Annotated in this window: 21 protein-coding genes and 1 tRNA gene; 11 read left to right on the top strand and 11 right to left on the bottom strand. The window is 62.2% G+C overall.

Features of this window, described 5'->3' with window-relative positions:
* The first annotated feature begins 25 nt into the window (after window positions 1-25).
* Together acpS and nagZ are read left to right on the top strand one after the other, a co-directional pair.
* Window positions 26-544 carry a holo-ACP synthase gene (gene acpS, locus OYT13_RS20715; protein WP_017232518.1) on the top strand — a complete coding sequence of 173 codons (519 nt, stop codon included), beginning with the start codon at window positions 26-28 and terminating at the stop codon, window positions 542-544.
* The gene (gene nagZ, locus OYT13_RS20710) at window positions 541-1,575 is read left to right on the top strand and encodes a beta-N-acetylhexosaminidase (protein WP_261939774.1); all 1,035 of its coding nucleotides are present in this window, start codon (window positions 541-543) and stop codon (window positions 1,573-1,575) included. The genes acpS and nagZ overlap by 4 nt, the downstream gene beginning before the upstream one ends.
* Before the next feature lie 123 nt (window positions 1,576-1,698).
* On the opposite strand, the gene efp is transcribed toward nagZ, so the two are convergent.
* Window positions 1,699-2,256, bottom strand: coding sequence for an elongation factor P (gene efp / locus OYT13_RS20705; protein WP_017232520.1), 558 nt, complete (start codon window positions 2,254-2,256; stop codon window positions 1,699-1,701).
* A gap of 139 nt (window positions 2,257-2,395) precedes the next feature.
* Window positions 2,396-3,637, bottom strand: coding sequence for an elongation factor P maturation arginine rhamnosyltransferase EarP (gene earP, locus OYT13_RS20700; protein ID WP_268566870.1), 1,242 nt, complete (start codon window positions 3,635-3,637; stop codon window positions 2,396-2,398).
* Between the two features lie 145 nt (window positions 3,638-3,782).
* Here earP and uvrC point away from each other — a divergent pair, with 145 nt between their 5' ends.
* Complete coding sequence (gene uvrC / locus OYT13_RS20695) at window positions 3,783-6,020, top strand: excinuclease ABC subunit UvrC (protein ID WP_157211368.1); 2,238 nt, start codon at window positions 3,783-3,785, stop codon at window positions 6,018-6,020.
* 13 nt (window positions 6,021-6,033) lie between these two features.
* Here uvrC and kch read toward each other — a convergent pair whose 3' ends face one another.
* Window positions 6,034-7,260, bottom strand: coding sequence for a voltage-gated potassium channel protein (kch, locus tag OYT13_RS20690; RefSeq protein WP_261939775.1), 1,227 nt, complete (start codon window positions 7,258-7,260; stop codon window positions 6,034-6,036).
* A gap of 176 nt (window positions 7,261-7,436) precedes the next feature.
* Here kch and pgsA point away from each other — a divergent pair, with 176 nt between their 5' ends.
* From pgsA to OYT13_RS20675, 3 genes are all read left to right on the top strand, one after another.
* Complete coding sequence (pgsA, locus tag OYT13_RS20685; RefSeq protein WP_026131696.1) at window positions 7,437-8,030, top strand: CDP-diacylglycerol--glycerol-3-phosphate 3-phosphatidyltransferase; 594 nt, start codon at window positions 7,437-7,439, stop codon at window positions 8,028-8,030.
* A 177-nt stretch (window positions 8,031-8,207) separates the two neighbouring features.
* Window positions 8,208-8,283: transfer RNA gene (locus OYT13_RS20680), tRNA-Gly, on the top strand.
* 227 nt (window positions 8,284-8,510) lie between these two features.
* Window positions 8,511-10,454: a tyrosine-type recombinase/integrase gene (locus OYT13_RS20675; protein WP_033996660.1), complete on the top strand. Its 1,944-nt coding sequence runs from the start codon at window positions 8,511-8,513 to the stop codon at window positions 10,452-10,454.
* Between the two features lie 57 nt (window positions 10,455-10,511).
* On the opposite strand, the gene OYT13_RS20670 is transcribed toward OYT13_RS20675, so the two are convergent.
* The gene (locus tag OYT13_RS20670; RefSeq protein ID WP_033996658.1) at window positions 10,512-11,156 is read right to left on the bottom strand and encodes a LysR family substrate-binding domain-containing protein; all 645 of its coding nucleotides are present in this window, start codon (window positions 11,154-11,156) and stop codon (window positions 10,512-10,514) included.
* Between the two features lie 117 nt (window positions 11,157-11,273).
* Between OYT13_RS20670 and OYT13_RS20665 the strand changes: the two genes are divergently transcribed.
* Entirely contained in the window at window positions 11,274-11,567 is a 294-nt protein-coding gene (locus tag OYT13_RS20665) for a helix-turn-helix domain-containing protein (protein WP_079381700.1), read from the top strand.
* 23 nt (window positions 11,568-11,590) lie between these two features.
* Here the strand turns inward: OYT13_RS20665 and OYT13_RS20660 are convergent, their stop codons facing one another.
* The 4 genes from OYT13_RS20660 to OYT13_RS20645 are packed head-to-tail and all read right to left on the bottom strand — an operon-like array spanning window position 11,591 to window position 15,323.
* Complete coding sequence (locus tag OYT13_RS20660) at window positions 11,591-12,481, bottom strand: LysR family transcriptional regulator (protein WP_033996657.1); 891 nt, start codon at window positions 12,479-12,481, stop codon at window positions 11,591-11,593.
* A gap of 49 nt (window positions 12,482-12,530) precedes the next feature.
* The gene (locus OYT13_RS20655; protein ID WP_033996656.1) at window positions 12,531-13,508 is read right to left on the bottom strand and encodes a DMT family transporter; all 978 of its coding nucleotides are present in this window, start codon (window positions 13,506-13,508) and stop codon (window positions 12,531-12,533) included.
* The gene (locus OYT13_RS20650) at window positions 13,508-14,359 is read right to left on the bottom strand and encodes an alpha/beta fold hydrolase (protein ID WP_033996654.1); all 852 of its coding nucleotides are present in this window, start codon (window positions 14,357-14,359) and stop codon (window positions 13,508-13,510) included. The genes OYT13_RS20655 and OYT13_RS20650 overlap by 1 nt, the downstream gene beginning before the upstream one ends.
* Before the next feature lie 43 nt (window positions 14,360-14,402).
* Complete coding sequence (locus tag OYT13_RS20645; protein WP_033996653.1) at window positions 14,403-15,323, bottom strand: ketopantoate reductase family protein; 921 nt, start codon at window positions 15,321-15,323, stop codon at window positions 14,403-14,405.
* Between the two features lie 89 nt (window positions 15,324-15,412).
* On the opposite strand from OYT13_RS20645, the gene OYT13_RS20640 reads away from it, so the two are divergent.
* Window positions 15,413-16,027, top strand: coding sequence for a TetR/AcrR family transcriptional regulator (locus tag OYT13_RS20640; protein ID WP_201969913.1), 615 nt, complete (start codon window positions 15,413-15,415; stop codon window positions 16,025-16,027).
* 18 nt (window positions 16,028-16,045) lie between these two features.
* Here the strand turns inward: OYT13_RS20640 and yczR are convergent, their stop codons facing one another.
* Complete coding sequence (gene yczR / locus OYT13_RS20635) at window positions 16,046-17,485, bottom strand: MocR-like transcription factor YczR (protein ID WP_047783232.1); 1,440 nt, start codon at window positions 17,483-17,485, stop codon at window positions 16,046-16,048.
* Between the two features lie 61 nt (window positions 17,486-17,546).
* On the opposite strand from yczR, the gene yczE reads away from it, so the two are divergent.
* Window positions 17,547-18,218 (top strand): membrane protein YczE, encoded by a 672-nt coding sequence (gene yczE, locus OYT13_RS20630; RefSeq protein WP_033996651.1) that lies wholly within the window; start codon window positions 17,547-17,549, stop codon window positions 18,216-18,218.
* Between the two features lie 117 nt (window positions 18,219-18,335).
* On the opposite strand, the gene OYT13_RS20625 is transcribed toward yczE, so the two are convergent.
* Together OYT13_RS20625 and OYT13_RS20620 are read right to left on the bottom strand one after the other, a co-directional pair.
* Window positions 18,336-19,196, bottom strand: coding sequence for an EamA family transporter (locus tag OYT13_RS20625; RefSeq protein ID WP_033996650.1), 861 nt, complete (start codon window positions 19,194-19,196; stop codon window positions 18,336-18,338).
* A complete protein-coding gene (locus OYT13_RS20620) occupies window positions 19,196-20,080 on the bottom strand; it encodes a MurR/RpiR family transcriptional regulator (RefSeq protein ID WP_033996648.1) in 885 nt (294 codons plus the stop codon). The genes OYT13_RS20625 and OYT13_RS20620 overlap by 1 nt, the downstream gene beginning before the upstream one ends.
* 75 nt (window positions 20,081-20,155) lie before the next feature.
* Here OYT13_RS20620 and OYT13_RS20615 point away from each other — a divergent pair, with 75 nt between their 5' ends.
* Both OYT13_RS20615 and OYT13_RS20610 read left to right on the top strand, forming a co-directional pair.
* Window positions 20,156-21,052: an oxidoreductase gene (locus OYT13_RS20615; RefSeq protein ID WP_033996647.1), complete on the top strand. Its 897-nt coding sequence runs from the start codon at window positions 20,156-20,158 to the stop codon at window positions 21,050-21,052.
* Window positions 21,053-21,063: 11 nt separating this feature from the next.
* Complete coding sequence (locus OYT13_RS20610; protein WP_033996646.1) at window positions 21,064-21,786, top strand: sulfite exporter TauE/SafE family protein; 723 nt, start codon at window positions 21,064-21,066, stop codon at window positions 21,784-21,786.
* Window positions 21,787-21,983: the final 197 nt, after the last annotated feature.

Genomic DNA, 21,983 nt, shown 5'->3' with positions numbered 1-21,983 from the left:
CCCCCCCCACCATCAGGCGCTGCCCATGAGCGATCCGACGATGCCGTCGCCTTCGTCCCCCGACGTGCCGCCACCAGGCGAGCGTGCCGCTGGCCCTGAGTCCGGGGGCACGGCGATTTACGGCGTAGGCACGGACATCCTCCAGATCAGCCGTGTTGTCGGCGTCATGACGCGCACCCATGGGCGGTTCGCCGAGCGCGTGCTGGGGCCCGAGGAACTCAAGGTTTATCACGCGCGTCAGAGCCGGTCCGCCGTGCGCGGACTCGCGTATCTGTGCACGCGCTTCGCGGCGAAAGAGGCCGTGTCGAAGGCCATCGGGCTGGGTATGCGGTGGCCGATGACGTGGCGTGCCGTGCAAACGCTCAATGCGCCGTCGGGCAAGCCGGTCGTGGTGGCGTCGGGGGAGTTGGTGCAGTGGCTGGCCGAGCGGCAACTGTCGATCGAGATTTCGATCACGGACGAGAAAGAGTATGCGGTCGCCTTTGCGATCGCATCACGTAATGTAGGCAACATTCGCAATATTGCATCGGAGAAAACGCAATGACGAAGCGCAGGCCGGGCCCGGTGATGCTGGACGTCGTCGGGCTGACCCTCAGCGAAGACGACGTCCGTCGCATCGACCATCCGTTGACCGGGGGGGTGATCCTGTTCGCCCGCAACTTTGACGATCGCGCGCAACTGTGCGCGCTCACGAAGCAGATTCGCGACCTGCGCGACGACATCGTGATCGCTGTCGATCATGAGGGCGGGCGCGTGCAGCGCTTTCGTACCGACGGCTTCACGCACCTGCCGGCCATGGGCAAGCTGGGCAAGCTCTGGCACGACGACGTGTTCAAGGCGACGCGCGTGGCGACGGCCGTCGGCTATGTGCTGGCGGCCGAATTGCGCGCGTGCGATATCGACCTGAGCTTCACACCCGTGCTGGACCTGGACTACGGAACGTCGGCGGTCATCGGCGATCGTGCGTTTGACGCCGACCCGCGCGTGGTGGCCATGCTGGCCAAGAGCCTCAATCACGGCCTGCTTCTCGCCGGGATGGCGAACTGCGGCAAGCACTTCCCGGGGCATGGTTTCGTGGCGGCCGACTCGCACCACGAAATTCCGGTTGACGAGCGCTCGCTCGACGAGATCCTCAGCGTCGATGCGCAACCGTATGACTGGCTCGGCATGTCGCTGGCGGCGGTCATGCCGGCGCACGTGATTTATCCGCAGGTCGATCCGAACCCCGCCGGATTCTCGGCCAAGTGGCTCAAGGAAATCCTGCGCGGCAAGTATGCGTTCGACGGTGTGATTTTCAGCGACGACCTGTCGATGCAAGGGGCGAGCGCCGCTGGCGATGTCGTGACGGCGGCGCATGCCGCCATGGCGGCCGGCTGCGACATGGTCCTCATCTGCAACAGTCCGGAAAAGGCGGACCGATTGCTGCATGAGATGAAGTCGGTGCCCGATACCGCGTCTCAGCGCCGCATCAAGCATCTGCAGGGCCGCGGCAAGGTGCACGGCTGGGAAAAGATGCTCGCGCAGCCGGAATATCAGGCGGCGAAGCGTCTGATCGTGGAGACGTTCGGCGCGTAAGCGAGACACGCCCGCCAAGCAAAAAAGCGCTCAACCCTGACGGGAAGAGCGCTTTTTTTGTTGCCTGACGGTCGCGGATCGCGCCGCGTCGTCCGTAGACGGCGCGGGCGGCGTCGCAATCGTTTAGACGCGGCTGCGGTACTCGTCGGTACGCGTATCGATTTCGATCTTGTCGCCGGTGTTGACGAACAGCGGCACCTGGATTTCCAGCAGATCGTTGATCTTGGCGTTCTTCAGCACGCGGCCCGACGACGTATCGCCCTTGACGGCCGGTTCGGTGTATTCCACAACGCGCACGAGCGAGGTCGGCAGGTCGACCGAGATGGCCTTTTCATTGTAGAAAACGACTTCGCACTTCATGCCGTCTTCGAGGTACTTGATCGCGTCGCCCATGTTTTCGGCTTCGACTTCGTACTGGTTGTAGTCGGCGTCCATGAACACGTACATCGGGTCGGCGAAGTACGAGTAGGTCACTTCCTTCTTGTCGAGCACAACGACGTCGAACTTGTCGTCGGCCTTGTAGGCGAATTCGCCACGGCCTTCGCCCATCAACTTCTTGTACTTCATCTTGACGACGCTGGAGTTGCGGCCCGACTTGACGTATTCGGTCTTCAGCACGACATTGGGCTCACCGTCGATCATGACGACGTTACCGACGCGGAGTTCTTGAGCGGTTTTCATAAAAAACGAGATCCTGTGACGAAATAAGCGATTTGCCGCTTGTTGAGCGCTTCCATACGCCCACTCGCCGCTTGATTCCCGCGCCCGCCTGGAAACGGTCCGGTGCAGCAGGTTCAGCAGCAAAGCGTTGAAAAACCAGCTATTTTACCTGATTTTCGGCGAAGCTTGCCAACTGTCGCGCGAGGTCGGGGAGGGCCGCCTGCCTGCCTGCCCACGCCCGCGCATGGCGATTCAGTTCGGGCAGGACGGCGGCCAGTGCCGGCCAGTCGGGCGGGGGGCTGGCGTAGCCGTTCCAGAGATGCCAGAAAGTGCGCAGCGCCTCGCGTGCATCGTGTCCCAAGGCGCCGGTTGCCGGCGAGTCGGCGCTCGGATCGCTCAGATAGCGGTCGAGAAACGCGTCGAGTTTCACGTGGTGCGCGTTGTCGTCCTGCGGATAGATATGCCAGACGAGCGGCTTCGCCGCCCATTGCGCGCGCACGAACGAATCTTCTCCACGCACAAAATTGAGATCGCACGCCCACAGCAGCGCGTCGAACTCGGATTGCGCAACGAATGGCAGTCCATACGCCGTCAGTGCTCCTTGCGTTGCACAGTCGCGTGGCGCCAGTACCTCGCGGCCAAACCACGCGCCGACCGACGGTGCGATCCGACCTGGCGGGACCAGGCAGACGATGGGCGTCTCGCTGGCGGCCCATTGCGCAAGCAACCCCGGAAGCGCGGCGTTCTCATACGTGAAGAGCGATACCACCAGCGTGTCCCTCGGTGCGCCCGGGCGTCCGAGCGTGCGCTGCCACCAGGCGTCGCGAAGCGCCGGCGATGCAAGGAAGGCGTCTCTGCGCGAGAACAGCTCCCGTTCGCGCGCGAGCCCACCCGTGCGTTCCGTGAAGCCCGGGAAGAAGAACGTTTTGACGAGCCCCAGTTGCGGGTGTATCGACTTTTGCAGATGACATCCCTCGACCCAGTCTTCGGCGCTCAGGTACTCGAGGTTGATCCACACCGGCGCGTGTCCCGCCTGTTTGCGCACATGCATCGCCTGAACGCAGGCGTCGGGAATCTGGCAGGCAAACGCTTCGATGACGACATCGCCCGGCGCATTGTCGTCAGTGATCGGGCCGAAGTCGGCATCCCATCGGCGTACGTCCACGCCGTCGCAGCGTTGTCGGGCCAGGGAGGGATCGATGTCGGGACGCAGGTGACGGAAGCTCGCGAGGTCGTCGACCCATAGCCGCACCGACCAGCCATGTTCGCGCACGAGTTGTCGCGCGAGCCGCCAGCACACGCCGATGTCGCCGAAATTGTCGACGACGGTGCAGAACAGATCGCAGCGCGGCACCGGAGGCAGGGTGGTTGCGGCGGGCGAGAACGTAGTGGGCAGGGACATTGAGAGGCGGCAACCCGGATTGGTCTAAACTTCGGATTCTAGTCCCTGCGCCTGCTGGCGACGCGTGACGATGCCGTCGCACACAATTTGCGTGCCGCCGCGATCGCACGGTTTCGCCCCCGGGGACGCTCCGATGCCTGAGTTCATGACTGAAGACGCCCACGACGTCACGCCGCCGCGCAAGTCCCGCAAAGCCAAATCCGCCACGGCCCCCGCGGTCGCCACGACGGCGGATGCCGCTCAGCCCCCCGCCGAGGCGTTGCCCGACAGCGCGGCGTTCGACGCCCGCACGGTGCTTGCCCAGTTGCCGAACCTGCCTGGCGTCTATCGCTACTACGACGCAGCGGGCAGCGTGCTGTACGTCGGCAAGGCTCGCAATCTGAAGAAGCGCGTGTCGAGCTACTTCAACAAGACGCAGCTTTCCCCACGCATTGCGCTCATGGTTGCGCGCATCGCGAAGCTCGAGACGACTGTCACGCGCTCGGAGACCGAAGCGCTGCTGCTTGAGAACAATCTGATCAAGGCGTTGCATCCGCGTTACAACATCCTGTTTCGCGACGACAAGTCGTATCCGTTTCTCAAGCTCACGCAGCACAAGTATCCGCGCATGGCCTACTATCGCGGCTCGGTGGATCGCCGTGGACAGTATTTCGGACCATTTCCCAGCGCTTGGGCCGTGCGCGAGAGCATTCAGATCCTGCAGAAAGTATTCCAACTGCGTACCTGCGAGGACTCCGTCTTCACGAATCGCACGCGGCCGTGCCTGCTGCATCAGATCGCGCGGTGCAGCGCGCCTTGCGTGGGCGCCATTCAGGATGAAGATTACGCACGCGATGTGAATAACGCGGCGGCGTTTCTCTCGGGGCGTCAGAGCGAAGTGCTCAGTGCGCTCGAAGCGAAGATGATGACGTACGCTCAGGCGCTCCAGTTCGAGCAGGCCGCCGTGGTGCGTAATCAGATGCAGGCGCTCTCGGGCGTGCTGCAACAGCAGTCCGTCGAGACGGCGGGGGATGTCGATGCCGATATCCTCGCCGTCGCCTATGCGGGCGGGCGCGCGTGTGTGAACCTCGCGATGGTGCGGGGTGGGCGCCATCTTGGCGACAAGGCGTATTTTCCGGCGCACGTGGAGCGCGGTGTCGAAGGCGGGATTGCCGACGAATTCGAGCCGGACGAGGCGCTCGCGCCGGACACGTCCGAGGCCAACGCGGACGATGCCGCCACACAGGCGCGCGAGATCGCCAACGACATGCCGTCGGATACCCCGTTGGCATCGCTCGAATCGCGTTTGCTCGAGGCCTTCGTCGCGCAGCACTACCTGGGCCAGTCGGTGCCGCCGGTACTGGTCGTGAGCCATGCGTTGCCGAGCGACGAGTTGCTCGCCGCGTTGTCCGAGCAAGCGGGCAGGCGCATTGCGATGGTGCGTCAGCCGCAGGGGCAACGGCGTGCCTGGCTCGACATGGCGCTGCAGGGCGCGCAGCTCGCGCTCACGCGATTGTTGACGGAGCAGGGGAGTCAGCAGGCGCGCACGCACGCGTTGGTGCAAACGATCGGACTCGACATCGACGATCCGGCGCGGTTGCGGGTGGAGTGCTTCGACATCAGCCACACGCAAGGCGAGGCGACGCAGGCGTCGTGCGTGGTGTTCCATCATCACAAGATGCAGACGAGCGAATACCGGCGCTACAACATCGCGGGCATTACGCCGGGCGACGACTATGCGGCAATGCGCCAGGTGCTCACGCGCCGCTATGGTCGTTTGATGGAGGCGGCCGCTCACGTGACCGATGCGGCCGATCCGTCCTCCGTGGCCGCCGACGTGGCGCGCGCCGAAGCCGAGACGCGCGTGCTGCCGGACGACGGGGCGGCGCTGCCGGCCGGCGAGTCTGCCGATGCAGGCGCCGCAACGGCCGCGCCCGAAGCGTCTGACGGGGAAGCGAATTTGCCGCAGCTCGTGCTGATCGACGGTGGCAAGGGGCAGGTCGAGGTGGCGCGCCAGGTGTTCGTCGAACTGGGGATCGACATCGGTCGATTGGTCGGCGTGGCGAAGGGCGAGGGCCGCAAAGTGGGGCTTGAGACGCTGATCTTTGCCGATGGACGCGCGCCGCTGGAATTGGGGCGCGAGAGTGCCGTGCTGATGCTGATCGCGCAGATTCGTGACGAGGCGCACCGGTTTGCGATCACGGGCATGCGGGCCAAGCGCGCGAAGGCGCGTCAGACGTCACGGCTTGAGGAGATCGAGGGCATCGGAGCGAAGCGCCGTCAGCGCCTGCTGATGCGGTTCGGCGGGTTGCAAGGGGTGGCGTCGGCCAGCGTGGACGAACTGGCCAGTGTCGACGGCATTTCGACAACGCTCGCCGAGCAGATCTATCGCCAACTGCACTGACGCGCGCAGCGCGTCACGTATCGCCGTGGAACAGCAGGCGCATGACGGTCTCGTTGTCGACGGTCTCGCCGGACAGCGTGCGGGCGAGCAGCTCGCCGCCGACGACGGGCGGCGCAAAAATCATGTCGGGCTGAACACGTTTGAGTTTGCTCAGGTGCTTGCTGTCGTTGACGGACGCGATGGTGCGCACCGTTGGCGCGATCTCTTTCGCGGCGAGCACGATGAAGGCGTTCTCCGAGTCGTCGGCCCGCAGGGCGAGCACGGCCTTGGCGTGTTCGATGCCGGCGTGGGTGAGCACGGTGTTGTCGCTGGCATCGCCGTGCATGACATCCGCCTCCTCGGGATACGGGTTATCGCTCCCGCTCGCGATGATGACCGTGACCGACCAGCCGCGCTTGGTGAGTTCGTGGTGCACGTTGATCGCGAGCGGCGATGCGCCGGCCACGATGAAGTGGTTCTTTCGTATCACGTGAGTGAACCTCCCCGAGAGAATTTTCTTTAGGTTGCCGCCGACGAGCGGGCCGATGACGACGGTCAGCGACGTTGCGAAGACACTGATCCCGAAGACGATGACCGAGGCGGTGAACAGGCGTGCGTCGACGCTGTGCGGCACGATGTCGCCGTAGCCGACGGTCGTCATCGTGACGATGGCGAAGTAGAACGCCGTGGCCAGGTCGGTGACGGGCGGCGCGAACTCGTGGCCGAGATACATGGTGCCGAACGTCGCGTAGACGAGCAGCGCGAACACGGCGACGAGCGTGTAGAGCGTGGCCGCCGCGAAGCTGGCGCGGTCGAATTCCCGCCAGTACCAGAGCAAAAGCGCAATGCAGGCGAGCGAGAGCGCGAACGTCAGGTCGAAGCGAAGGTTCAGGTGGAAATTGATGGCGGCGGCCAGCACGAGCATGACGAGCGTGAAGGCCCAGGCGGTGCGCGCGCGGATGACGAGTCCGCAGGCGAGCGCGATGAGCGACAGGCCGGAGAGCGCACGGGGCAGATGCGAGAAGTCGATGCGCTCGATGGCGTTCAAGCCGAAGAGCAACCGCGGCAGGTGGCTGGCTTCGATGCGCGCGAGCGCCGAGAGGTCGCCGCGCACGAAGAGATCGATGAGCAGTGAACCGGGCACGCGCAGCAGCACGGAGGCGACGAGCAGCAGGCCGTCGATCCCGACCAGTGCCGCGATGAGGATGTGGGGTGACAGCAGCGGTCGTCGTAATGTGGGCAAGGGCCAGGGCGGTTTCACGAGATCGGCGCTATTGGCGGAGGGTTGCAAGCAAGATAGGGGCACACCGACGCACATGTCAACCGCTGCGCGGCGCCTCGGCCTTGTCGCTACGGGGCAGACACGGCACAATGCGGGTCTGGTACGGCTGCCGAGGGCGCCGTGTGTCGACCGCCGTTTGCCGAACTCATGCTGCCATGCCCTTTAACGTCCCGATATTACTGACCTGGCTCCGGATCGTGCTGATCCCGCTGGTGGTCGGCGTCTATTACGTGCCGCCGACCTGGTTGTCGCCGGTCGAGATGAATTGGGTGGCCTGCGGCGTGTTTGTGCTGGCGGCGCTGACCGACTGGTTCGATGGCTTTCTCGCACGGCGCTGGAACCAGACGTCGGCGTTCGGCGCGTTCCTGGACCCGGTGGCGGACAAGCTGATGGTCGCGGCGGCGCTGCTGATGCTGTTGCAGATGGGGCGGATCAATGCGTTGGTGGCGTTGATCATCATTGGCCGCGAGATCACGATTTCGGCGTTGCGTGAGTGGATGGCGCAGATTGGCGCGTCGCGCAGCGTGGCGGTGCATCAGTTGGGCAAGGTCAAGACGGCGGCGCAGATGGTGGCGATTCCGCTGTTGCTGTTCAACGGCACGGTCGTCTGGGGGGCGTGGCACTTCGACTCACGGTTCTGGGGGACATGGTTGATCTACGTGGCGGCGATTCTCACGTTGTGGTCGATGATGTATTATCTGCGCCGCGCGTGGCCGCAGATTCGAGAGCGGGGCGCGGGCAAGATGTGAGTGCAAGTCCCTGAAGACGCGGGATTTGCGCGGTCGGAGAGAATAATCTTCACAAATTTTCGGTGCGGATGCTTGACACTGAATCACGGTTTAGACATAATCTCCTTCTCGCTGCTACGGCGCTAGCCCAGCAGCGAAGTTTTAAGAAACGGTTGGATTGGTAGTACGCATGACAATGCGGGAGTAGCTCAGTTGGTAGAGCGCAACCTTGCCAAGGTTGAGGTCGCGAGTTCGAGACTCGTCTCCCGCTCCAAGTTATGATCTACAGACTTCCACTGACGTCTGTAGGTCGTTGAAAAGAGGGGCTTCGGCCCCTTTTTTCATTCCAGCGAGCGCCACGGAAATCCACCCACAGCCAGCCTTTTTTAGGCGCCAATTTAGGCACAGGAATACGGGTGGGGCGGCTTCCGGATAGTTGCTGGGGGCTGAGCGGGAACCATGACGAGCATAGGACCTAAGTCATCACTTAGGAGCCTCGAAATGGCACTCTCTGATCTGATCGTCCGGCAGGCCAAGACCACCGGCAAACGCTACACCCTCTACGACAACGACTGCCTGAGCCTGATGGTCTCTGCCGCAGGCGGCAAGTCGTGGATGTTCCGCTACTCCTGGCTGGGCAATCAAAAGCGCATGTCCCTGGGCGCCTATCCCGCCCTCAGCCTGCGCGAGGCCCGCGCCGAGCGGGACAAGGCCCAAGCCCTGCTCGCCAGGGGGATCGATCCCCAGATCGAACGCGACCAGCGCCGACACGCGGCCAGGCTGGCGGGCGAATACACCTTCAAGAACGTCTTCGATGCTTGGGTCGAGCATCGCCGCAAGGAACTCAAGGAAGGCCGGCAGAGCACGATGTCGCAGATCCTGCGCATCTTCAACAAGGACGTGCTGCCCACCCTGGGGAAGATGTCCATCTACGACATTCGCAGGCCCCAGCTCCTGGGCGTCTTGGCAGCGATCGAGAAACGCAAGGCGTTCACCACCGCCGAGAAGGTCCGCACCTGGTTCAACCAGTTGTTCCGCTATGCCCTGGTCGTCGCCGAGGGGCTGGAGGTCAACCCGGCCGCCGACCTGGACGTGGTGGCCGAGCCCAAGCCCCCCGTGGCCCACAACCCCTACCTGCACCTGCCCGAGATGCCCGACTTCCTCCAGAAGCTGCGGCGCTACAACCCCCGTGGCTGGCAGACCCAGCTTGGCGTCCGGCTGCTGTTCCTGACGGGGGTGCGCACCGGCGAGCTGCGGCTGGCGGAACCTGGACAGTTCGACCTCGACCGGGGCTTGTGGATCATCCCGCCACAGGTCGTCAAGCAGCTCCAGGACGAGATGCGCAAGGCCGGCAAGCGGCCGCAGGACGTGCCGCCCTACATCGTGCCCCTGTCCCTGCAGGCCATCGAGATCGTGCGCTACCTCCTGGGCGTGATGCGGCCGGCGCAGAAGTACCTGCTGTCGCACCGTAGCGAACTCAAGAAGCGCATCAGCGAGAACACCCTCAACAAGGCCGTGCAGCTCATGGGCTATGAGGGACGCCTGACCGGCCACGGCATCCGCGGCACTATCTCGACGGCGCTCAACGAGATCGGCTATCCGAAGATTTGGGTGGATGCGCAGCTTTCGCACTCCGATCCCAACAAGGTGAGTTCGGCCTACAACCACGCCAAGTACGTGGAACCGCGCCGCCGGATGATGCAGGACTGGGCCGATCGCCTCGACTTGCTCGAACAGGGCGAAGTGGAAGCCGCCAGCGCGCACCTGACCATTCGTATCGACGGGGTGCCGGTGATGGCAGAAGTGGAGGAAGCGGCGGATGCTGTCCCCACGGTGGCCGAGCCCACTCCCCCCGGAGTCCCGCCAGTCGTGGCCACGCCCATTGTCGTGACCCCGAACAGCGGCGGGATCACGTTCCAGCGGTTGTCGCAGGTGCCGCCGCCCCCGACGCACGCCCCGGAGCCGGAAGTCTCCGCAATTCAGCGCGAGCGCGAGGAAATGCTGGCCATCTACGAGTCGCCGAACAATCTGCCGGTGCCGCTGTTCGGCAAGCTGGCCGGGAAGTCCAAGGATCAGATCAACCGCGAGTTGAAGGCGGGCAAGCTGCTGTCCATCAGCCTGGGCAATCGGGGCCAGCGCGTTCCCGACTGGCAATTGGTGCCGCTCAAGCACAGGCTGGTCCAAGTGCTCATGAACCAGTGCCCGCACGCGGATTCTTGGGACCTGTACCGCATGCTGACCCAGCCGCACCCGGACCTGGGCGATCGCGCCGCCATCGATGCGGTCACTCCGACCAACGTGCCCGCGATCATCCGGGTCATCATGGGCGACTATCGGCATCACACGGATGTGGCCGAGGCCATTGCCCCGCAGCCCATCCCCGAAGATGTGCGGCAGAGTGTCCGTCGGCTGGTGGACAGCGCAGTGGTGTTTGAGGGGGCCTAACCCTTACGCTTCAACCCATGGCCGGGGTGAGATGCCCCGGCCATAGGGGAGCGTCCGCTATGCCGCACCTGCCCTGGCAACTTGCAGTGCTCTACGCTCGAACCGCTCGGAAACGGAGTTGGTCTGCCCGTGAGGCCGTTGCAGATACGTCACGATTTCATAGGGGCCGTCGCGGAGCGGCCGCATGCCGATCCCCCATCCATGTGCGTCCTCAATGCGCGATTGCGCAGATACCCCGACGCCGTAGCCAGCAGCGACCCATAGCGCCATCATCTCGAAGGAAGTCACGTACTCAACGATGTCCGGTTTGCCCGCCGACATGAGGGAGGACAGCCGCTGATCCAGCAGAGGGCAAGTCTCCGCCTGCCAGCGGAAAATGGGATAGGCCAGTAGTTCGGCGATCGTGAGCTTCGCCTGGCCCAGTAAGGGGCACCGCATTGGCATGGCAATGGCCATGCCCTCGCTCCACAGAGGTTGACTCTTCATGGTTGAAGCACTCACGTTCTGAAGCGAAATACCTGCGTCGTAGCGGCCTTCATGAAGGCCTGTCACCAGTTCATCGCCCGAGGTCTCAAAGAACGCGATGGTGGTGTCCGGCTCTTCCGCGCGCTGCAGGGCAAGAAGCGTCGAGAGAGATGGCGACGGCACCCCAAGTGCTATGGCGAGCCGCAAGTGGGAAGACTGGCTGGTGGCATCAGTCATTGAAGGCCCCCAAGAAGGGATCTGGTCAGAACGGCGAATCAATGCAGCAAAGAGTGAAGTTTAACGTCGTTAACTATAACGTGGTTAATTTTGGTAGATTGTTCGACGCTTCTGCTGATGCAGAAATCGACAATTAAGCCAGGCCGTCCTTCTGGCACACCGACATATGAATCCGAGGCGGCGTCAGCCTTCGGACAGGCCGTGCGCGCTGCGCGCGTCGCCCAAGGAGTCGCGCAAGACGTGTTCGCATCTCGGGCAGGCGTTTCTCGCTCGCACATGGGCAAGATCGAGCGCGGTGTGCATGTGCCCACGCTTCCGCTCATACTGAAAATTTCTACGGCGCTCAGGATAAGCGCGGCTGAACTGATGGCCGCAACCGAACGCAATCTGGGTGCCGAAACCGATACTTGAGGATGTCCGCCGGCGGGGCTTCGTCAGCCGACCGAAGAGTCGCGCAGGCGGTCGATAAACCGCTCCAGCGAAGCCGACAAATTGCTGTTGTCGGACCGAAGCAGGTAGGTCGTGATCACGGCGGAATCCATCGCCAGCGGACGGATCACCACATCCGGCCGTTGGGAGACCGGAATCTTGGTCGCCGTCATGAAGCCGACGCCATAGCCTGCGCCGACTAAGGTAAGCATCATGTCCAGCGAGGACACTTTCTCCACGACGTTCAGCTTGTGCTCCACCGCTTGCAGGAGGCGTCCCAGCTCGCGGCAATAGCCCTCGCATGCGTGCGGGTTGCACAAGACAAGCGGATGCCCTCCCAGTTCGTGGAGTGGAACCTCCTTGTGGACGAGCAATGCGTGCCGGGCTGGCACCGCGATCACCAGCGGGTCTTGCCAGATTGGTTCGGCAACAACGCCGTCGCCGACGTCGGCCGTATGTGCGAACCCGATCATGAAATCGCCCGAGCGCAGGCCGCGCAACTGCTCGGCCAAAGGCACTTCTGATAGACGTATCTCGACCTCCGGCTCTTCTGCACGACAACGGGCAAGAAACGCCGACAGTCGGGGGTCGATGGCCCCGTCGGATATCGCGATGCGCAGACTACCTCGCAAGCCTGCCGCAACAGCCTTTGCGTTCTCTCGCGCCTGATCCAGAACGGTGAACAACCGACGGACATCTTGCAGGAAGGCTGCACCCGCTGCAGTCAGTAACGTCCCCCGGCGGTTTCGATTGAAAAGTACGACCCCCAGCTCGTCCTCAAGCTCCTTGATGGCCCGCGAAAGAGGGGGTTGTTCAATATGCAAGCGCTCCGCAGCACGGGTGAAATGCAACTCTTCCGCCAATACTACGAAGCAACGCAAATGCCGAATTTCCATGTTGGCCTGCTGCGGTGACCCGATGACTAACAGAAATAACGTATCTTCATCACGGCTCGCCCTCAGCGATTACCTCGTCAGCCCTCTCGCGCCGACTTCTTGCCGGCAGTTCTCGGTTGACTAGCCATAAAGCAAGGCCTATCAATATTCCGCCAGCAGCCTGCATCCAGGAAATTTCCGTGTCCAAGATGAAATACGCAAGGATGACCGTGAACAGCGGAGCCAAGAACAGAAATCCGCTGGTTCTTGTTGCACCACCTCTTTTAAGCGCCACGAACCAGAGGCCAAATGAGCCCGTTGATGCAGGGATGGAAAGCCAGAGAAACCATCCCCATTGCTCCCGCGTTACGTTATCGGGCCATTGCTCGCCATTGATGTAGGCGATGACTAGAATGGCGATCGCACCCACCAGCATTTGCCAGAAACTCAAGGCCCAAGGCGCGAACGGCAATGCCGCCCGTTTATTGATGAGCGTCGCGCTTGCCCAGCAAAGCGCAGAGACGATGCCGATGATTTCGCCAGCCAAGGTCATCCCGCCAGAAAACATGGATGGGCTGATACCAATGGCAAGCGCAACACCGACAACGCCAAGAAGCAACCCAAGGAGCCTCGCTCTGTGCAGGCTTTCGCCAAGGAAGATGCGACCCAGAACAGCAACCCAGATCGGATTGGTGAAAAGCAGGATGGCGGCCGTCGATGCGGAGATGAACTGCATGGCCCAGAACAGCAGCCCCATGACGGCGGCTGTCTGAAGCAAGCCAATCAGGATCACCAGCGCAACATCACGCAGCCCTGCTTTGGCTGGCAGGAGCGCGGCCACAATATTTCGCTCGCCGGCCAGCACCAGCGGCAAGGTCGCCAAGGCCGCGACAAAGAAGCGCCACCCGACCAAGATCATCGGCGTGAAGCCCTGCTGTAGCAGGATTTTTCCTGCGACGAAGCTGGACCCCATCAAGAAGGTCGATGCGAAAAGCGTGACAAGGAAGCCAGCCTGACTGGATGCAGGAGCGGGGGCATTTCGCGCCATCAGCGTGCTCCTTCCTGGGTACTTGTAAATTCAGCGACACGGGAAGCCAGCGCTTCCGGTACATCCTCTGGCAGGAAATGCCCAGCGTCATCAAAAACCTGGAGTTGGGCGTTGGACATCTTCCCTGCCAAACGCTCTGCGAAGCGCAATGGCTGGAATGTGTCGTGCAGCCCCCAGATGATGAGCGTGGGCAGGGCCAGCTTCTCGACGTCTTCCATGCGCGAAGAAAGCTCCTCTGACCTCAATGCCCGGGCCGCACGTAGGTAGGCACGCCGCCCTTCGACGCCACGGAACGGACGCTCATAGGCCTCGACCAGTTCAGCGGTCACCCGATCGGTATGGAACATGCCTCGTGAAAAGCCTTTCGCCAGACCCTTTCTCAGATCGAAGTCCGGTGCACCAAGAATTTCGTCCCACGCCGGCTCCTTCAAGCGGGCAATTCCTGGCTCTGGAAACGAGTCATAGAGGATGGAGTCAATCAAAACGAGGCGATCAAGGATTTCGGGATGGTTGATAGCCACGAGCTGGGCAATCCCACCTCCGATGTCGTGGCCCACCATGGTTGCGCGCTTCCACCCCAGGGCCGAAAGTGCCTGAAAGATGATTTCGGATTGCGCCTGGATTCCGAGTTCCGCGTCCGAAGGCTTGTCGGAATCACCATAACCGAGAAGGTCGATCGCAAGCGCTTCATGGCCTGATGCGGCGAGAAGCGGCATGACGTTGCGCCAAAGATGGCGGCTCGTGGGAATGCCGTGAACAAGGGCGATGGCACTCCCGTGGCCCTGGCGTGTGTAGGCGATGCGGTGACCGGCCACGTCAAGAAAGCCATTTTCAAGAATTTCGTTTTTCATGGCACTTCCTCATGTTGAAAGGGCAGAAACAATCACTGATGACTCACTGCGCTCCGTCCGCATGAACCGCAAGGATTTCGCAGACCACTGAATTTCGCGGCGTGGGCACGCCGAGCCGCCGGCCTCTGCTGCTGACGTCGCCGCTGAGCCACTGCACCTCCAGCCGGTTTCCGCGTTCCAGGTCGCGCAACATGGAAGCAGTCATGTCGGCGGGCAGTTGGTCGCAGAAGCGAAGCCGGTCCAGGGCAAAGTCAGTGGCGAGGTTGACGCCTTCAGCACGTCCGACGTCGACCACCTCCTGCATGACGCCTTCGAGCAACTTGCGGGAGGCCGGGTTGCCGCGCACCACGCCTATCGGGCGCCGTGTGGACGCGGTGGTCGCCGACAGGCCAACCAGGAAGACGAACTTCTCCCAGATCACTCTGGCAATGTCGTCGCTGATCTCGGCGTCGATCCCCGACTGGATGCAGGCTCGATGGAAGCGCTCGATACGCGCGCTGCGATGGCCGCCGTACTCGCCAAAGACCAGCTTCTGCAGGTTGTTGGCATGACCGATGACGCCCGGGGCCGCGATGGTTGCCGCGATGTAGCAAACGCCACCTGCTACCGGCTTTTCTCCGAGCGTGGCTCTCAGCAATTCGTCCTTGATCACCCCGTTCTGGAAGGAGATCACCATCGTTTCGGGTCCGATCAGCGGCTTGATCGCGTTGGCGGCCGTCTCGGTATCCCAAAGCTTGACACCGAACAGAACGACATCGACTGGCCCGACGTCCGACGGCGTGTCGGTTGCTCTGGGCGTGGGGACATGCATGTCCCCTAGCGGACTGCGCACAGTGAGGCCTTGGGACTTGATGGCAGCCAGGTGCGCCCCTCTGGCAATGAAGCTGACGTCGTTGCCTCCGAGGGCCAGTTTGGCTCCGAAATAACCACCTACGCCTCCGGTGCCCATGATCGCGATCTTCATCCACGGCTCCATTATTGAATATGAATTCAAGAAGATTCTAGCTTCAACAAGTCTTCATGGCAATGTATGCTTGAGTCATGTGAAAATTCTTGATTGATGAATCATCAAAAGCCATGGGCCGAGTACGAAACTTTGACCGCGATGCGGTGCTTGAAAGCGCGGTGGACGTCTTCTGGGAGCGGGGCTATGACGGGGCTGGCATGCAGGAGATCTGCCGGGTCACCGGGCTCAACCCGGGCAGCGTCTACGCCGCCTTCGGTGACAAGCACGGCCTCTTCATCGAGGCTTTGAAGAGCTACATGGCGTCCATGTCGCGAGAGACGATCGCGCGCCTGAACAGCAATCCGTCCGGTCGGGCCGGGATTGCCGACTACTACGCGGCGCTCATCGAAGCGATGCTGGACGGCAAACGGCGCTGGGGATGCCTTGTGACGAACTCGATCGTTGAGTTCGCCATGAATGATCCGCAGATCAGCGAAGCCTTCCAACTCCACCTGGCCAGGCTGGAAACGGCCCTATCTGGCGCGATCGAGCGGGCAAAGCAAGCGGGAGAACTATCGCGGGACGTCGATGCGGCCGAAGCGGCCGTATTTCTCGTATGCACGACGCAAGGACTCAATGTCCTGGCCAAGACCCGGCCCAGCCGGCGCACACTGGAGGCGATCACGCGGCATGCGTTCACGGCGTTGGGATTCGAGGCCTGAATCAGCCGAGGTCATCGCTTAGACGACGATGAACCGCCCGTGTGTGGGGGTTGGATGTCCGTGGTGGCCATGTTGCTCAATGCGATGCCATGCGATGGCGATACGCTCGACGGCATCCTGCAACTCGTTTGCCGGCCGAGTCCAAGGCAGGCGAACGAATTTATCCAGCCCGCCCCCCAGGGAAAAGACCGGGCCGGGCGAAATGATGACATTGTTGGCGGCCACCATGGAGGCCAATGCGGTTGCGCCTCGGCGTGGAAGCTCGCACCACAGCGCCATCCCGCCAGCAGGTGGGACGAAGCGCCAGCCCGGTAAATGTGATTCTACTGCGTGGATCAGTGCATCACGCTGTAGTCGCAAACGATGAAGATGTCCGGTAGCGGCCGGTCCACTTCGCAGCAGGTGCGTCGCCGCGAGTTGCTCCAGAACGGGCACGCCAAGATCGAGAGATAGGCGTGCCCTGGTCAGGCGCTCGACGAGGTGACGAGGGGCTCGAATCCAGCCCACGCGCAATCCTCCCCAGAACGCCTTGCTCATGCTGCCGAGCGTGATCGCATTAGGATGGAAGGCCGCAAACGGAGGCGGCATCTGCTGACCATCCAACGCCAGCGCGTAGTTCGTTTCGTCCACGATGGGCAGCGCGGCGTGTGCAAGAAGATGCTTCCCCAATCGCTTGCGGTGGTCTGCGGTCATGACGGCACCCGTGGGGTTCTGAAAATCGGGAACGAGATACACGAAGTCCGGCTTCACTTGCTTCACGGTTTCCATGATGCCGGCGATGTCCCATCCGTGGGCATCCAATGGCGCTTCGTGCAATCGCGCGCCGGATGCCCTCAGTGCTTCGGCCGCATTGGGGTACGTGGGGGACTCGACCAGTGCGCGCGTGCGACGCGAAGCAAGTGCGCGGGCCACGACGCTGGCGGCAGCCAGCGAACCCGGTGTGACCACGATCTGGTCAGGAGTGGTTGGCAGTCCGCGCATCGCGTAGGCCGCAGCAACGGCTTCCTGCAACACCGGCAAGCCTCCCGGAAAATATCCGTGACCGCCCAAGTAGGCGGGGAGTTGCGAAAGCGCGGCTGTGTAGGCGCTCATTACGTCGGCGGGCGCCGAGTCCGCAGTGCAGTTCAGGTCGATCCAGTCCTCGCCGACACCTTTCGGAGCAAGCACACGGTCATGGGCTCGTTCGCGCCCGCCGGGGACGGCGGTGAAGGTTCCTGCACCTTGTGTCGCGTGAGCGTAGCCGCTGTCTCGCAGCGCGGCATATGCACGCGACACGGTGGTGCGCGACAGGCCGATAGCCGCTGTTAGCTCACGCTCGCTGGGCAGGCGAACGCCAAGAGGAATGCGGCCGTCCCCAATGAGCAGCGTAAGCGCATCGGCCAGATTGGCCCAAGCTGGGCCTGGAGCAAGGTCGCCCATGAGTTCTCGAACACGGCGCGCTGAGATGGTCTCTTTCATGGTGTCCACTTTTCCATGATTGGCTATTTTTCACAATGCCAATTTTCGGCAATATGGCTACATGAAAAAAACAGTCCATCTCGTCCAACTCGGGCCTATTGAACAATTACGCGCCGGCAAGCTAATTCGACGGCTGGCGCAACTGATGCTCGGGCTGACCTTTTACGGCATTTCGATGGCAATGATGGTACGGGGCAATCTTGGACAAGCGCCGTGGGACGCGCTCCATCTTGGAATAACGGCGCATCTCCCTGTGAGCTTCGGCTGGGTTGTCGTCGGCCTTTCCTTCGTCGTGCTGTTGCTGTGGGTCCCTTTGCGCGAAATGCCGGGGCTTGGCACCCTCGCCAATGCCATCACCATCGGTGTGGTCGCGGGCCTTGCATTGCAGGTGCTGAAAACGCCCGAACTACTCTGGGGGCGTGCTGCACTCACTGTGGGCGGAGTCCTCTTGTGCGGCCTGGGTTCCGCACTCTATATCGGTGCGCAGTTGGGGCGAGGTCCTCGCGATGGCTTGATGACGGGCCTTCAGCGGGTGACTGGCCTATCGCTGAGATTGGTGCGCACTGGCTTGGAAATCGCGGTGCTGACCATCGGCCTCACGCTAGGCGGATTTGGACTTTTCGGTGTCGGTACCGTTCTGTTCGCTCTATGTATCGGCCCACTCACGCAAGCATTGCTGCCTTGGGTGCTCATTCCTCTTGACGCTGTGACGGCGGTAGCCGAGGAACAGTAACGCTTATTTCTTGAGGGAATATCCGGCTTTCCGCAGAGGACAATGTAGTTGTCCGTAGGACTTTGTCGACCCATCAGTGAACTAATCCAGAGAACAAAATGGGGTCTGTCGATAAAATCAAGAACTAATCGCCGCGATCCCTGTTAATACGATCACCGCTCCAACTATGCGGCGCGCGAGATGACCCTCACGGAAGAGCCTGTACGCGAAAAGAGAGCCGATGATGATGGACGACTCACGCAGAGGGGCGACGAGCGCGAGCGGTGCCGTCAGCATGGCGGTGAGCACAAGGATGTAGGCCAGTGGAGAGAATACTGCCACGATGAGTATAGGCACGGCATCAGCACGGATAACTGCGTGAATGTGATGCCATCGGCGCAGTGCACTTGGCGTCAGGATCAGGGTTTGCAGAAGCAGTGTGCCAGCGTAGTAGCTCACGGGCGCCAAATGCAGCGACGTGACTGCGTAGCTGTCCCAGACGGTATAGCTTGCGATGGTGGCCCCCGTGGCCCCTCCCCAAAACATCCCCTGGAGCGGGCGGTGGCTTCCGCTTCCAAACGGGTTTCCGGTAACGACAAGAATGCCTGAGACGACGAGAAGCGCCCCTAAAAGCGCGACGACGGAGAGCCGCTCCCCCAAAATAAGAATCGCAAACAGCATCGTCAGCACCGGCCCTGTGCCACGGGCGATCGGGTAAACCACCCCGAGTTCGGCACGATCGTAGCCAGCCTGCAAGGTCAGGGAGTACGCAATGTGCAATGCCGCCGAAACGGCCGCTCCCACCCCGAGCCGCCAATCGATCGCCCCTTGGTCCTGAACCATAAGAACGAGACCGATCGGGACCCACAGCAGCGTCGAAGCACAGCTATAAGCCCACACGAACAGTAAAGTGTCTCCCCGCTTGTACTTCGAGGCCAGGTTCCACACCGCATGGGCTACCGCTGCGGCGAGAACCATTGCGATGGTGCCGGGCTGCATCAGGAAATATCGGGCAGATCGATGCCCGCCCGCTCCGCCAAGCGGGTCCGCTCTTGATCGCGCAGCGCCAGGGATGCGACCACCGCATCGATAACGACGAGCTGAGCCAATCGACTTCCCGCAGCGGCCATCTGTGCCGGTAGCGGTACGCCGCCAACGACGAGCGCGACGTCGGCGAGGGTCGCCAGGGGCGTGTCGTACTGATTGGTGACGGCAATCAGCGAGGCGCCAGCCGAGGAGGCCGCATCCGCGACGGCTAGCGTTGAAGATGTGCGGCCGGTCGAGCTGACCGCGATGACGACGTCTTCTGCTCCCAGGAGCCGTGCCGCGATCATGGCCGACAAATGATCCGTGATGCCCACGGTCAGCACGCCGATCGTACGCAGACGGAAGACTGCATCGGCAGCAACCGTCGAGGAAGGTCCAGCACCGAACGCAAACACCTGGCGCGCGCGCTGGATCAAGCCGACGGCCTTATCCAGCGCAGAGAGTTCAATGGCCCCGCCGAGCGCGGTCAGTGCATCGGTACCCGCACGAATGGATGTTTCAAGCACTGAGGCCGACGTCGCATCCGCGGCGAGTGCTTCAGGAGGCGCGAAGAACCGGGCTGTGCCGCGAGCACGCGCGATCTCGATCTTGAGTTCGGTGAATCCGGTGAACCCGAGCGCACGCGCGGCGCGGACCACCGTCGGCGGAGAAACGCCGGCACGGGCGGCAACCTGGGCGGTCGTGCTTGCTCCGACAAACAAAGGATCGGTGAGCAGGAGATCGACAACTTTCGCCTCGCTTGCGGCGAGATCGCCGCTTCGGGCTTGAATGCTGCCGATCCATTGCTGCAAGCGTTGCTCGTTCTCTGAAACACCATTACCGATTTCGTTTTTCATGTGTAATATATTACATTCGCCGCGTGAAGGGCACAACCACCACGTGGGCATATGCCGTTAAAGGAGTCCGCTTTCATGAATCCTGAAATCAACCCTGGCGTCGCTGTCGTCGGTCCCGGTGCCATTGGCACCACGATCGCGGCGGCGCTACACGAGGTCGGCCGCACGCCGTTGCTGTGTGGACGTAGCCCCCGCGATCACCTGACATTGCAAGATGGCGACCGCTTTATCACCGTACCTGGTCCTGTTCGGACGAATCCGACACACATCGCTCGCACGGCTGATCTTGTCTTTTTGGCCGTCAAGGCAACACAAATCGAGGCGGCAGCAGAATGGCTCGCGGTGTTGACCGGTCCAGAAACGGTGGTGTGCGTTTTGCAGAACGGGATCGAACAGTTGGACAGGGTTCGTCCGCTCTCGCCACACGGGCAAATCGTTCCTGCCGTCGTGTGGTTCCCTGCGCAGTCGCAATCCGACGGCTCGGTACGCTTGCGTGGCGACGCGCGCCTCAGCCTGCCAGACACGTCCGCTTCCCGCGTAGTGGCCGCAGCGCTGCAAGGCACACGGTGCGCCGTAGATTTGGCCGCGAACTTCAGCTCGCTGGCTTGGCGCAAGCTGATGCAGAACGCGGTGGCTGGCCTCATGGCACTCACGCACCGCCGCTCAGGCATGTTCGGTCGCGCTGATATCGCCAGACTTACGCTGGCTTATTTGCAGGAATGCCTGGCCGTGGCACGTGCTGAGGGCGCTGACCTCGGCGACGAAGTGCCGCAAGAGATCCTCGACAAGTTCCGGGCGGCGCCCACAGACATGAGCACCTCCATCCTCACAGATCGAGAAGCTGGCCGACCGCTCGAATGGGATATCCGCAACGGCGTCATTGCGCGTCGCGGCCGGGTTCACGGCATTCCGACCCCGATCAGCGACATCTTGGTGCCGCTTCTTGCGGCTGCGAGCGACGGCCCCGGTTGACCCTAGAGCCGATGATCGCGCTGTTACTTCTCTTCTTTCTCGCCCTCGGTGCCGGCGTGCTCAGCGGCATCGTCGGCACCGGCTCGTCGCTCATCATGCTGCCCGTCCTCGTCACGCTGTACGGGCCGCGGATCGCTGTACCTGTTATGGCGATTGCATCCTTGTTCGGCAACATCGGGCGGGTGATTGCCTGGTGGCACGAGATCCGTTGGCGGCCGGTGTTTGCCTATTCGTTGGCGGGAGTTCCTGCGGCTGTGCTCGGGGCGCACACGCTGCTGACGATCTCTCCTGCCACTGTGGACGTGTTCCTGGCAGCTTTCTTCCTTGCGATGATCCCGCTGCGTCGCCTCATCAGACGATCGAACCTCCATCTGAACCTCTGGCACATGAGTTTTGCCGGGGCGATTGTCGGCTTCCTGACCGGATTCGTGCTGTCCACCGGGCCGCTCAGCGTGCCGGTATTCACCGGGTACGGAATGAGTGGTGGCGCGTTTCTCGGATCGGAGGCGGCAAGCGCTATCCTGCTCTACGCAGGCAAGCTGGGTACGTTCGGAGTGTCGGGCGTACTTGCACCGCCCGTCATCACACTTGGACTTGCCATCGGCATCGCATTGCTTGCCGGTTCCATGATTGCGAAACGTCTCGTTCAGCGGCTCCAGATGCACACGTTCGAGCTTCTCATCGATGCGGTTCTCGTCGCCGGGGCGGCAGGAATGATCCTCTCCCTAAAATGACATTGCACGCCGGGGCTGCCAGTCCGCTTCCGCTCGCTAACAGGCCGTTGAAAAACTCGGCTTCAACTGCCCCAACCCGTCCGGTTTGGCGCTTTTTCAAGCGCTTTGGCCTAACGGAGTCCACACAAGGCCTGACTTCAGGCCTTTTTGACAGGTTTCAGCACCACGTTCACGCCTTTCGGCGTTTTTTGGGCGTA

The sequence above is a fragment of the Pandoraea sp. XJJ-1 genome (assembly GCF_026802345.1).
Lineage (GTDB): Bacteria > Pseudomonadota > Gammaproteobacteria > Burkholderiales > Burkholderiaceae > Pandoraea > Pandoraea cepalis.
Note: the sequence above shows the minus strand (reverse complement) of the source record. Positions and strands in the feature narration are given on the sequence as shown.